Origin of the sequence: Shewanella japonica, from assembly GCF_002075795.1 — a bacterium.
Lineage (GTDB): Bacteria > Pseudomonadota > Gammaproteobacteria > Enterobacterales > Shewanellaceae > Shewanella > Shewanella japonica.
In genome coordinates this window covers 686,189-698,521 of the sequence record NZ_CP020472.1, presented here as the reverse complement: position 1 = coordinate 698,521, position 12,333 = coordinate 686,189, and the positions used below count along the sequence as shown (strand labels likewise).

Below are 12,333 nucleotides of genomic sequence, written 5' to 3'. Positions count from 1 at the left end.
ATGTGTTTTACCATACAAGACATAAGTAACCCCTAATAAACAAGCTGTTAATTCACTTTAAAGGACAAAAGATGGCGATTAACTCAACCTCAGGCTCAATTAAACTCACAAGCACTAAAGGCTTTACGTTAATTGAATTAGTGATTGTTATCATTACTTTAGGGGTCCTCGCTGTTATTGCTGCACCTAAATTTATTAACCTTCAAAGTGATGCAAAAATCGCGACCGTACAAGGGGTAAAAGCCGCGATTCAATCTTCACTTGATTTAGCCTATTCACGCGCTGCTATTGATGGCGTCGAAAAAGATGACCGCAGTTTGATTGATTACAACGGCGAAGTAATAGAGATGAAACTGGGCTACCCAGAAGCCTTTGGTGAAAATGATGGCGGCGGGTTACCGCAAATGCTAGAAATCGGCTCTGAGATAGACTTTTGTTTTGGTAGTGGAAGTTGTACACCAAACGTAGAAGTAGGCTCATCAAATGTGCGCTACGGCTATGATTTAGATGATGAGACAATTAACTGCCATGTACGTTATATTGAACCGACTGGCACTGGTGGCTCAGCAACGACCTACACATTAACGGTCGATATCACTGGCTGTTAACCATCAATGTGCTTATTAGGTATAAAAAATAGGTTTAGCCGTTCAAGCTAAACCTATTTTTTGTTAACTCGCCCTATTAAACCGTAGCTTTATCTTGCGTTTTCCACTGCACAGCCAATAACCCCAGTACAACCGCCACACCAATAACGCCTGTGCCAAATGGATTAAACAACACCCAAGGGACAGTGGCGATTGCAACCAAGCGCTCAACCGTTGAAAGCGGACGTAAAAGGTAACCTTCAATTGATATCGCAATCGCGACAATAATGCTGGCAGTTTGAATGATCGCAAAAGTGAATGCCATCATGCCCGCATCAGGATTCAGTAAATCGGTATAGGCCATCATAATTGGGATAATGAACAAACCGCCTGCCAACTTAAATACCTCAACGGATGACTTCATCGGATTAGCATTGGCAACCCCAGCGCCTGCAAATGCAGCCAGCGCAATCGGCGGAGTCACATTGGAGGTTTGCGATAACCAGAACACAATTAAGTGAGCAGTTAATAATGGTAAGCCAAAGTCACCCAGCATAGGCACAGCCATGACAGCGAGGACAATATAAGCTGCGGTAACCGGTAAGCCCATCCCTAAAACCAGTGCCACAATACTGATAAGTCCCAGCGCGACCAACATATAACCGCCAGAAAAATCCATCACAAATTGGGTAAACTGTAAGCCAATCCCCGTCTGCCCTACCACACCAACAATGATGCCAGCAGCGCCACAAGCAACAGAAATGGGTAACGCTAATAGCGCACCGTTTTTCATGCCTTCGATAAACTTCTTAATCCCAATACGGCTATGTTTTCGCAGTGCAGCAGTCACTAAAATCGCCGCACAACCCGCTACGCCAACCAGTAATGGTGAGTAGGCCATCATCAATAACACGGTGATAATCACCAATGGAATAAGATGATGAGCACCGTGTTTCATCACTTCAATCACCGCTTCTGTACGACTCGCCGCTTGAAGGTTTAACTTACATGCCATTAAGTGCACATAAAGTAAGGTGCAAAAGAAGTACAAAATTGCAGGCGCAATAGAGGCCAACATGATGTCGCTATAAGGCACCCCCGTAAACTGCGCCATGACAAAGGCACCTGCGCCCATAATCGGTGGCATAATTTGCCCACCGGTTGAAGCAGAGGCTTCAATCCCTGCCGACTGCTCTGGGGTATAACCTAACTTCTTCATCATCGGAATCGTCACAGCGCCCGTGGTCACCGTGTTTGCAATTGCCGATCCAGAAATAGAGCCAAGCCCAGCTGATGCCAATACTGCAGCTTTGGCTGGGCCGCCACGATACTTACCCGCAATTGAAAAGGCTAAGTCGATAAAGAATTTACCTGCGCCAGTGACTTCTAAAAAAGCACCAAACAATACAAAAATAAACACTGTTGTGGCCGCAATACCCAAGGCAGAGCCAAATACACCATTGGCTGAATATATTTGGAACTGAATCAACTCTTGCAGTGAATAAGCTTTGGTGGCCATCGCGCCCGGTAACAAATCACCAAAGCCACTGTAAGCGAGGAACATACCAGCAATCAGTACCATCACCCACCCCACGGTACGTCGACAACCTTCCAGTAATAAGAGTAATAATGCACTGCCCGCCACTAAATCAACTGTGCCTAAACCATAAAGCATATGGTCAATATCGTTGTAGTCAAAAATGGACATTCTATAGCCAGCAAAGAGGGTGATACCACACAAGGCAAGATCGAACACACGCCCCGCTAAATAGCCTTTTTTGCGGCGATTTTTAATCAGCGGATAATGTAAAAAAATCAGAATTAATACCCAGCACAAATGCACTGGTCGAAAATAAGTGGCCGATATGGTGGAGGTAATACCTTGCCAAATTTGAAATGAAGACAATAACACTGCGACGATAAGTGTTGTGTAGCCTATAACTTTAATGGTTTTTTCATAAGGAAGTGTATTGGCAACATCAGGGTTATGGCCTGTTTGATGCGCATTATCCCCACTCACATATTGCTCGGCTTTTTTGCCTTGTTCTTGGGTCATATTTTTTCCTCTATGCCAAAGGTTGCACCTAAGCACAATCAGTGACCTAAATATACAAAGGCAACCTTACGTTGCCTTTGTGTTCTTGCATTCACCTACAGGTGTTTTGTCGTGTAGAAAATCCAGCGTTCTACTTAATACTATCTAAATACTTTTGCGCACCAGGGTGCAATGGCACACCTTGCAGGCGGTCAGCATTTTCAGGTGTTGTGGCTTCAGCAACCTTCACGACCTTTTGCACTTCTGACATATTCTCAAAAGCAGCTTTAGTTAAGTTAAACGCCATCTCATCACTCATTTTGGCGCTAACCACAATCACATTCCATACACTTAATGTCGGCACAGCGCCCACATTGTTGTATACATCGGCAGGAATGGTGTAATTGCTATAAGCAGGGTTTTGCTTAATAAACGCTGCACTTTCTTCAGCAGAAACAGGAATAATATTAACCTTATGGGTTAATGCCACTTGAGTTACCGCGCCAACACCTTGACCACCCACAATAAAGCCAGCATCAATTTGACCATTAGCTAATGCGTTGGTGGTTTCTGAATAATTTAGGTACACAGCAGTGATATCTTTTTTCACATCAATACCAATAGACTCAAGTAATGCAGCAGACGTTACCGCTGTGCCACTGGCAGGAGCGCCTAATGAAATACGTTTTCCTTTAAGATCGGCAAGCGAAGTGATGCCTGACTTTTCAAGACTAATGGCATGCACAAGGTTTGGATATAAGGCAAACAGTGTATTCACTGGCATTGCACTTCTGAACTTACCTTCGCCTTTATAAGCATCAAGGACAACATTGCCCATCGCGATACCGGCAATCATATCGCCACGTACCACTTTAATTGTGTTCTCAACTGATGCAGCTGTCACTTCAGCCTTAACGTTTACTTGTGGGACTTCATCAGACCACACTTTGGCTAACGCACCGCCAAATGGATAATAAATACCGCTTTGACCACCAGTACCAATTGAATAGTTCTCGGCTTTAACCGCAGTTGGCAATACTAGTAACAAAGACAGTATCAACGCACGATAAAACATAGCCTTCTCCTTCATTTTTATTAATTTTATTAGACTTTACTTAACAAAGCCTTTAAATATTTATACATTTTTTTCGACTCGATAGTCTCTAAAGGGGTAGATAATGTCAAGGTATCGGAAGGTCGTAGAAATCAGAGTGTGACGGCACTAGAAGATATGAACAGTAACCCAACTAAACAGTTGGGTTACTTTTTGAAGTCTAGAATCAAGAAACTACTTTTTGTGTTTTGCCTTATACAACCACAAATACATAGTCGGCAATACCAACAGCGTTAATGCTGTCGAGCTAAATAAACCGCCAATAATCACTATCGCTAACGGTTGCTGGATTTCACTGCCGACACCCGAAGACAGTAATATTGGGATGACTCCTAAGGCTGAAGTTAATGCCGTCATCAGCACAGGGCGCAATCGGCCAATAGTGCCTTCAAACACGCTGGTTTGCAGTGATTCAGATTGATTGTGTTCTTCTCGCCGCTGATTAATGGCATCAACCAGCACCACACCGTTAAGCACCGCCACGCCAAATAAGGTGATAAAGCCAATAGCGCTTGGCACTGACAAGTATGTCCCTGTAACGTAAAGCGCGACTACCCCACCGATTAACGCTAACGGCACATTCGCCATAATGAGTCCCACTTGTTTTAGTGAGCCGAATGAGAAAAACAATAACAAGGCGATTAATCCAATTGAAACCGGCACCACTAGCATCAGCTTGTGCTGCGCTCGTTGCTGATTTTCATATTGCCCTCCCACAACCACGGTATAACCTGCTGGCAGCTGCGCCTTTGGCACAATGGCATAAATATCATTTACAACCGAGCCCATATCACGGCCAGATACATTAGCTTGTACCACAACGCGGCGCTGCACATCATCGCGACGAATATTCGGCGGCGCCATTTCTATACCGACTTTGGCCACATCACCTAAACGAACTTGAGCACCATTAGCGCCGCGCAAAATCAAATCTCGCAGCACATCTGGCGAACTGCGGAACTGCTCAGCTAATCGCACGTTAATATCATAGCGGGCATTACCATCAATCACTTGCCCTGCACTGACACCGCCAATACCTTGGCTTACCAAGCTCATCACTTGATCGACACTCAAGCCATATCGCGCCAGTTGATCACGTAGCGGCCTGATAACCAATTGTGCTTCGCCGCTGACTTGTTCAAGCGACACATCAACAGCGCCTTCAACCTCGCTAACCAACTCCGCTAATCGCTGACCTTTTTCAGATAATACCGCTAAGTCTGGGCCGAAGATTTTAATGGCTAATTGCGCTTTAACCCCTGAAAGCAATTCATCTACACGGGTGGCGATAGGCTGTGAAAAAGTGAATAACAAGCCAGGAAGTATGTTCAATTCATCTTCCATTAAATGTTGTAATTCATAGCGATTATCAGCGCTTTGCCATTCATCAACTGGTTTTAAACCAATGTAGATTTCAATGTTACTCACAGGCTCAGGATCGCCACCAAGCTCTGGGGCGCCAATACGGCTTAATACATATTCCACCTCTGGAAAATCCATCAGTATTGCTTCGATTTTTGGGGCGATATCTAATGAGGTTTGTAAGCTTGCGGTTGGCGCTAAAGTCACTCGTAAGTTAATTGTGCCTTCTTCAAGTTCTGGCACAAACTCAGTGCCTAGCTTGGGCACTAGCATCATACTGACTATGAATAACGTCACAGCACTCACCATCACGATTGCGGGTTGCTTTATGGTGCTTGCAAGCAGCTGACGATAGACCCGCTCAATAGGCGCAAATATTGGGCTGTGCTTGAGGCTGACGCCACGATTAAATAAAAACACAGCCATAGCAGGCACAGCAATCAGCGCGACGAATAAAGCTGACATCATCGCCAGAATAATACTCACCGCCATCGGCTGAAACATTTTTCCCTCAACGCCTTCTAAAGCAAATAAAGGCGCAAATACCACAATGATGATTGCGGTCGCAAAGAAGATGGGGCTACATACTTCTTTAGCCGCGATAATGACTTGGGTAACCGTCAGCGCTGTTTGTTGGGTAACAACAGCTTGGTTTCCATTTTCATGATGCTTTGCGTGTTGATCTTGAGTCTGCTTATTAGGAAAATGCTCAGTTAAACGCTTGAAAATGTTTTCAACCATCACCACTGAGCCATCAACTAACATCCCTATAGCCACCGCCAAGCCTCCCAGTGACATTAGGTTTGCTGACATACCGTAAAAGGACATCACCATCAATGCCAACCCTATTGAAATAGGGATTGATAACAACACCAGTAATGTCGCCCGCAAATTCACCAAGAATAAAGCGAGAATAATGACGATGAACACAAATGCCATTAGTAAGGCATCGACAACCGTTGTGACAGCTTGCTTAACCAAGTCTGATTGATCGTAAAACGCCTCAAATGAGACGCCTGTGGGCAGTGACTGCTCAATCAAACTCACCCGCTCGTTAATGTCATCAATCGTGGCCTTAGTATTTGCTCCCATTCGTTTTAAAATGACCCCTGCAACCACTTCGCCCATGGCATTAACTTCTGTTTTGCCATTCGCAGTGTTTAGCTCTTTACGGGTAAAGGTTACTGCGCCCACACGAATTTCACGGCCATATTCAACTTGCGCAATATCAGCAACTCTAACTGGGGTGCCTGCCACCTCTGTTAATGGAATTTGTGCTATTGCCCTTAATCCCGCATCACCTGATGGCAGTAACCCATAACCACGAACAACAAGCTGCTCCTGTCCTTGGGGCATAAACCAGCCACCAGCATTACGATTATTACTCTCCAGAGCCTCTGTCAATTGTGCCATTGTTAGGCGGTAACTGAGTAGCTTGTTGGGGTCGATGTTCACTTGGTATTGACGTACATCACCGCCAAATGACAACACCTCGGTAACGCCGCCAACAGGCATTAAAATCAACTTCACTAAGTAATCATTGAGGCTACGAAGCTCTGCGGCATCAACGCTTGATTCAGGTGTTGCCCGCAAGATATATTGATAAATCTGCCCTAGCCCTGAGGTATTCGGCCCAATCTCAGGCACACCGACACCATCTGGGATCATCTCTTTAGCGGCTTGCAGCTGCTCAAACACTTGCTGGCGAGCAAAGTAAATATCTGTACCTTCAGCAAAAACCACTGTCACAATCGACAAGCCAGTACGTGACAACGAGCGAACTTCTGTGACCTCAGGCAAAGCATACATGGCAGATTCAACAGGATAACTAATGAGCTTTTCTACCTCTTCTGCTGCTAAGCCTTCAGCCTCGGTATTCACAGTAACTTGCACATTCGTCACGTCAGGAAACGCATCTAAATTCAGCTTTGGCAACATGAATACACTAGCTATAACAATAGCGAGCAAACCCAAACCCACTACAAATCGGTGTTTAACCGCTGTTTCGATTAATTTATATAACATGCTCAGCTCCTAGTGGTTGTGAATATCAAAACCTGCTTTTGCAAGTTCAGACGCCAACAAAAACGCACCACTGATCACCACATGAACGCGAGGCTCAATACCCTTGACCATATTAATTCCACGCTGACTTTCAATCACTTCAACTTCAACAGCTTCAAACCCATCATCTTCTTGAATAAACACTTGCCAATGACCATCGCTACTGCGGGTTAACGCTGAATCAGGCAACACGACCCCCCCATCGAGACTATTTGGTAGATACAACTCCGCAAATTGTCCAGCATGTAAACCGTATTCACTATTATCGATGCTCACTAATACTTGCTCTGTGCGCGTCACCAAGTCCAATTCATGGGAACGGCCAATAATCGTCCCCTCAATGGATATCTCATTGACTCTAACTAATGCTTTATCGCCATTATTTATCCCCGCAGCCTGATGAGCAGAAAGCTGAGCTTCGACCCATAAGTGTGACTCGTCCGTTAACTGCATTAACGGGCGTCCACCAGCAGAAACCTGACCTATCATGGCCACATCTTGCTGCACCCGGCCATTGATCGGTGCCAATAATTGATAACGACCAATGGACTCTGGCTTGGTAATCAATTGATTGATTTGCAATGCCGTCATACTGAGCGCTTCGAGGTTGGCACGAGTCAGCTCAGCTTGTACTTTTGCCACTAATCGTCGACTTTCACTGACGGTGTTTTTACTCATCTGTTTCACTCTATTCCACTCAGCTGCTGCGGTAATATAATCCGCTTGCGCTTGAGCCACTGCCGCGCCGCCCAAGGTCAGTAAAACTTGATTTTTATTGACTAACTGGCCTGGCACCACATGACGTTTTAGCACTCTGACATCCAACTGGGGCGCTAGGGTGACGGTATGATCTCGATCGACAATGAGGGTTGCTGTAGCCACATCATCTAAGTTAAATGTGCTACTTGATAAGCTCATCACTTCGATACCAGCCATTTGCTGCTGACGTTCAGTAAGCACTAACGCATTGCTATGCTCATCAGTGATTTCATTCTGCTGAGTAATGCGATCGTTTTGTTGTACTTTCTCGGCATGGTTATGCCCAGGCCCCGCTAATACTTGGGGGATATAGCAAATTGACACCAGTATCGCGATAACAGTTAGCGAGCGTTTGCTCAGTTTTTTATCAAGATGTTGAATATTCATAATGTTCCTTTTAAGCCGTTATTCGCTTTATAAACTCAACAAATAACCACTCAATATTGTTGTTAGTTAATCAGCTAAAGCATCGGTAGTTGCTGACTTATTGGCCATAAAATGCTGCTGTAGCACTTGTTCAAGCTGCCCGCTGTCGCCCATCCACGTTAGCCAGTGTTCATACAAATTGGCTTCTAAGTTGACGCCAGCAACAAAGCTAGTGCTCATTTGCCGCTGACTTTGCAGATAATCACTGGTGCTAATATCACCTGTTTGCCATTGGCCTGAAATCAAAGCTGTCGCCTCTTGACCTGATTGCTCAACTAATTGCTGCCAGTCTTGATAGCGCGTTAATAATCTTGGGATTGCACGAGTAAATAACTGCCACTGTTGATGCAGTGCCTTTTCTGTCGCTAGATAAGATTGTTCAGCAATGGCAATGCTTTCGTTCGCTGCAGCAAAGGAGTCGTGGTAGTTGTTTCGGACAGTTAATGGAATCGACACACCTAGCCCCCATTTATTATCACTACCTTCACGCTCTGCGCTGAGGCTAATACTGGGATCTGCAGATAAGTCAGCCTTCAACTGATTCACCTGCAATTTGGCTAGCATGACTTGTTGATAGGCCGTTTTTAATGCGGGTAACTCTGGAGTGACTCGTTGGCTTAATGTCAGCTCTATTAAACTGTTTAGCGTTATATTAGGTACACTCTCATGGCCTAGTAAGGTGTAGACTTCTGTTTCTGCAACAAGTAATGCTTGCTCTGCTAAAGCCAAAGCTGCTGCATTGTTGGCGACATCAAGACGCATGAGTTGCAGTTCAACCATAGCAATATCGCCTACTTCGACACGCTGCTCAGCCAATGCAAGTTGCGCCCTTGCTAAATCAAACTGCTGTTGATTAAAAGCGAACAAGGTTTGATTTTGTTGCAGCGCCACTATGGCCAACAATTGTTTTGACAGTATCTGACTGCGCTCAACTACCACTTCCGACAAGGTGATTTCTGACTCCAATTGCGCTAGTCGAATTGCTGCGCCGCGCTTATCACTCCAATCAATGGTTTGACTTAAGGCGATAGTGAAGGTGTCGTCCTCCGGTGCATGTTGATAATCGACGCCAAGCTCTGGGTTATAAATCGCATTATCTGCGGCTGATAACTTCAATAAAGCTTGGCGTTTTAACGACATTTGGGCCTGTATTTGTGGCAACTGTTCAAAGCTGAGCATCAAGGTGTCAAACCACGATTGAGTACTTGTAGTAACATTAGTGCGCTCAAGTGCTGAGTGAGCAGTGTTATGCATTGGCCGATTAAAGGTGCTCGCTAACGCCCCTTCGGCATGCACAGTTTGTATAGACGCAATACTCGCCCCCATCATGCTTAAATGCACAATAAGCGCTGAAGAAATAATAGATTTATTCATCATTTATTCTCGTTTCGACCTAAGTCAAAATCTAAAATTAATTGATGATTAATCGTGCAAAGCCGTTATCACCCTGAAATTATCTGGATGAAAAATAGTTAAATTCTAAGCGAGTTAACCTTTTGGCGACTTATAACAAGCCTCAATACAGGCTGCCTCAAACCCAATAGGATTAGACAGAACCAGTCGGTTAAAACGATAACTGTGCAAGATTAATCAGTTAAGTCATTAACTGATTAATAAAATAGGAGGGCGGTAACTTAAGCGTGCTTCTGGGGGAATGTAAGTTTGAATAACAGTTTTTGGCGCTTCAGAAATTATTGCCACAGGCATAAGCTGAGCGACAAAATCAATTGTTGCGCTATGACCACCGTGACACTGACAATCTAAACACAGTTCATAATCTTGGTTGTCAGCCATTAACGTATGGTTATGGATTTCAGATGCAGTCGAGGTTGCATTAAATAAGTGAGTAAAATCATCAGCTTTATCGCAAACATCAGCTGGTGCTGAAAATACGATGTGGGAATGGTTCACTTGCTCGTTTTCGCCATCACCAAGATGCAACTGATGCTCGCCTAAGTTAGTGCTGATAAATTGCAGCAACATAACGGCGACCATTAATTTTGCACATGTTTTAATGGCTGACAATGACACAAATGACCTCTGATAAATAACTCCTAGCCAAGCACTTAACAAGCAAGTTAAATAGCTTAATGAAAGTACTGGCTAGTCATAAGACAATGAGTTTACCTAAAAGTGCTAAACCCGCTAGCCTTGAATGTCATAATAAATAACGCGATCACGGTTTATGATCATTTAGAATACACAATGCTTGGCATAATCAGCCGCTTCATTAGCAGTCCAATCACCACTAGGCTTATCTTTCATTTGTTTACACCAAGCCTCACTTCCTACTTCAGGCGAGCAAGCACTCAACCCTAGGACCAATGCAGCTGCAGCAAAAATAATCGTTAGTTTAGCCGCTAAACGGTTGGTTTTATTATTGAACATTTAATTTTACTTCCTTGAATTTATAACAAAAATATATCTAAACTGGTTTTATGGCGCAACACGACACTGACATCACTGCTTAAGCCATGCTATGGCTTGTTGTTTTTGCTCTAACGGAAACCACGCTACTTCACCTTGCATAAATGGCGCAAGTAAATTAACCGAGTTACCTACCCAGTCAGGGCCTCCTACAAACACCAAAGCATCAAATGGCGGTAATTGAACTTTATCTCCGCCCATTAATGAGCTGACATCCCACCCTTCTAGCAACACATCAGCTTCGATGCATAATTTTACTTGGCCACTATTGTCACGATACTGAGTAATCAATGGTTGCAAGTGCGTTTGGTAATCATGGGTCGATAAACGTCCACTAACAAACAAGCTAATGACACCTGGGGAAATATCAGGGATTTGGCACAACATAACGCAACTCCAAACTGTCTATGCGGCTGCATAACGATGTATCAACATCTGTTTCAGCCTATATTATTGTTGATAGTAGCAAATCTTATCCGCTGTACTAAACAAAAGTTTGTTAAGCTAACCACAGTTATGATTTAAAAAAGTGAAGCGTTTTAGCACAATGATCAATATTACCAACCGTGTCAGCATTGAAGATAATGAAATTGAATGGCAATTTATCCGTTCAAGTGGTGCCGGAGGCCAGCATATCAATAAAGTGTCAACTGCGGCGCAGATCATTTTTGATATTCGGCAGTCTTCACTCCCTGAGTTTTATCAGCAAAAGTTACTAGCCAAAGCCGATCACCGCATTACTAAAAGTGGCAAAATTATTATTAAGTGTCAGCAAAGTCGTAGCCAAGATTTTAATCGACAACTGGCACTAGAGCAGTTTATTGAATTAGTGAAAAGCGTCGGGATTGTTCAAAAAGCCCGAATTGCCACTAAAGCAACTAAGGCTAGTCAACGTCGCCGTGTTGACGCAAAAAAACAGCGCGGAGCGACTAAAGCGCTACGAAGAAGCAAGTCTGATTATTAGCCATTACCGCGGGTTATCATGAAAATAATTCCCGATTTGGCTATCATTATCATGATAAATTACACTCACTTAAGTCCAATCATTTGATCAGTAACATCGCAATTGACTTAACGCAGCGAGCTGCAACACTTTTAGCAAGGAATGAACATGTCAACGCAAGCAAAAGTTTTATTGGTTAACGGCCCGAACCTTAACTTATTGGGCCGCCGAGAGCCTGGATTATACGGTAGTGATAACTTAGACACCTTGGTTGAAAATGCTCGCCAATTAGCTCAACAGTCTGGCTTAGCGTTTGATCATATTCAATCTAATGCCGAGTATCAGCTTATCGATGCGATTCATTCAACTGACGCTCAATTCATTATTATTAACCCTGCAGCGTTCACTCATACAAGTGTCGCACTAAGAGATGCGATCTTAGGCGTTAACATTCCCCTTATTGAGGTTCACATTTCAAATGTGCACGCCAGAGAGCCCTTTAGAAGTCATTCTTATTTTTCAGATAAAGCACAAGGGGTTATTTGCGGGTTAGGCATTCAAGGTTATGAGTTTGCAATGCAAGCAGCGATTAAGCACATTAAGGCGAAATAATCGC

At 44.0% G+C, this 12,333-nt stretch carries 11 protein-coding genes; 3 read left to right on the top strand and 8 right to left on the bottom strand.

The genetic code is table 11. The features are described 5' to 3' along the window. Nucleotides 1–71 precede the first annotated feature (71 nt). On the top strand, nucleotides 72–608 hold the full coding sequence (locus SJ2017_RS21820; protein ID WP_080914839.1) for a prepilin-type N-terminal cleavage/methylation domain-containing protein: 537 nt from the start codon (nucleotides 72–74) through the stop codon (nucleotides 606–608). A gap of 76 nt (nucleotides 609–684) precedes the next feature. Here SJ2017_RS21820 and SJ2017_RS03020 read toward each other — a convergent pair whose 3' ends face one another. The 8 genes from SJ2017_RS03020 to SJ2017_RS02985 all read right to left on the bottom strand — a co-directional run bounded on the left by SJ2017_RS03020 (nucleotide 685) and on the right by SJ2017_RS02985 (nucleotide 11,161). After that, nucleotides 685–2,643: a TRAP transporter permease gene (locus SJ2017_RS03020; protein ID WP_080914838.1), complete on the bottom strand. Its 1,959-nt coding sequence runs from the start codon at nucleotides 2,641–2,643 to the stop codon at nucleotides 685–687. A 130-nt stretch (nucleotides 2,644–2,773) separates the two neighbouring features. Beyond that, the gene (locus tag SJ2017_RS03015) at nucleotides 2,774–3,712 is read right to left on the bottom strand and encodes a TAXI family TRAP transporter solute-binding subunit (RefSeq protein WP_259651253.1); all 939 of its coding nucleotides are present in this window, start codon (nucleotides 3,710–3,712) and stop codon (nucleotides 2,774–2,776) included. Nucleotides 3,713–3,910: 198 nt separating this feature from the next. Continuing rightward, complete coding sequence (locus SJ2017_RS03010) at nucleotides 3,911–7,123, bottom strand: efflux RND transporter permease subunit (RefSeq protein ID WP_080914837.1); 3,213 nt, start codon at nucleotides 7,121–7,123, stop codon at nucleotides 3,911–3,913. 9 nt (nucleotides 7,124–7,132) lie between these two features. Then, a complete protein-coding gene (locus SJ2017_RS03005; RefSeq protein ID WP_080914836.1) occupies nucleotides 7,133–8,308 on the bottom strand; it encodes an efflux RND transporter periplasmic adaptor subunit in 1,176 nt (391 codons plus the stop codon). Between the two features lie 66 nt (nucleotides 8,309–8,374). Beyond that, nucleotides 8,375–9,724 (bottom strand): TolC family protein, encoded by a 1,350-nt coding sequence (locus SJ2017_RS03000; protein WP_244899762.1) that lies wholly within the window; start codon nucleotides 9,722–9,724, stop codon nucleotides 8,375–8,377. A 225-nt stretch (nucleotides 9,725–9,949) separates the two neighbouring features. After that, nucleotides 9,950–10,378: a hypothetical protein gene (locus SJ2017_RS02995; protein WP_055022799.1), complete on the bottom strand. Its 429-nt coding sequence runs from the start codon at nucleotides 10,376–10,378 to the stop codon at nucleotides 9,950–9,952. Nucleotides 10,379–10,540: 162 nt separating this feature from the next. After that, nucleotides 10,541–10,735: a DUF3012 domain-containing protein gene (locus tag SJ2017_RS02990; protein ID WP_055022800.1), complete on the bottom strand. Its 195-nt coding sequence runs from the start codon at nucleotides 10,733–10,735 to the stop codon at nucleotides 10,541–10,543. Between the two features lie 72 nt (nucleotides 10,736–10,807). Next, nucleotides 10,808–11,161 (bottom strand): SpoIIAA family protein, encoded by a 354-nt coding sequence (locus SJ2017_RS02985; protein WP_080914835.1) that lies wholly within the window; start codon nucleotides 11,159–11,161, stop codon nucleotides 10,808–10,810. Between the two features lie 160 nt (nucleotides 11,162–11,321). Between SJ2017_RS02985 and arfB the strand changes: the two genes are divergently transcribed. After that, nucleotides 11,322–11,738 carry an alternative ribosome rescue aminoacyl-tRNA hydrolase ArfB gene (arfB, locus tag SJ2017_RS02980; RefSeq protein ID WP_055022802.1) on the top strand — a complete coding sequence of 139 codons (417 nt, stop codon included), beginning with the start codon at nucleotides 11,322–11,324 and terminating at the stop codon, nucleotides 11,736–11,738. Nucleotides 11,739–11,885: 147 nt separating this feature from the next. Then, the gene (aroQ, locus tag SJ2017_RS02975; RefSeq protein WP_080914834.1) at nucleotides 11,886–12,329 is read left to right on the top strand and encodes a type II 3-dehydroquinate dehydratase; all 444 of its coding nucleotides are present in this window, start codon (nucleotides 11,886–11,888) and stop codon (nucleotides 12,327–12,329) included. Nucleotides 12,330–12,333: the final 4 nt, after the last annotated feature.

Excerpts from the sequence above, each read along its gene's own strand:
- SJ2017_RS21820 (WP_080914839.1), top strand. The coding sequence starts at position 72 with ATGGCGATTAACTCAACCTCAGGCTCAATTAAACTCACAAGCACTAAA.
- SJ2017_RS03020 (WP_080914838.1), bottom strand. The coding sequence starts at position 2,643 with ATGACCCAAGAACAAGGCAAAAAAGCCGAGCAATATGTGAGTGGGGAT.
- SJ2017_RS03015 (WP_259651253.1), bottom strand. The coding sequence starts at position 3,712 with ATGAAGGAGAAGGCTATGTTTTATCGTGCGTTGATACTGTCTTTGTTA.
- SJ2017_RS03010 (WP_080914837.1), bottom strand. The coding sequence starts at position 7,123 with ATGTTATATAAATTAATCGAAACAGCGGTTAAACACCGATTTGTAGTG.
- SJ2017_RS03005 (WP_080914836.1), bottom strand. The coding sequence starts at position 8,308 with ATGAATATTCAACATCTTGATAAAAAACTGAGCAAACGCTCGCTAACT.
- SJ2017_RS03000 (WP_244899762.1), bottom strand. The coding sequence starts at position 9,724 with ATGATGAATAAATCTATTATTTCTTCAGCGCTTATTGTGCATTTAAGC.
- SJ2017_RS02990 (WP_055022800.1), bottom strand. The coding sequence starts at position 10,735 with ATGTTCAATAATAAAACCAACCGTTTAGCGGCTAAACTAACGATTATT.
- SJ2017_RS02985 (WP_080914835.1), bottom strand. The coding sequence starts at position 11,161 with ATGTTGTGCCAAATCCCTGATATTTCCCCAGGTGTCATTAGCTTGTTT.
- arfB (WP_055022802.1), top strand. The coding sequence starts at position 11,322 with ATGATCAATATTACCAACCGTGTCAGCATTGAAGATAATGAAATTGAA.
- aroQ (WP_080914834.1), top strand. The coding sequence starts at position 11,886 with ATGTCAACGCAAGCAAAAGTTTTATTGGTTAACGGCCCGAACCTTAAC.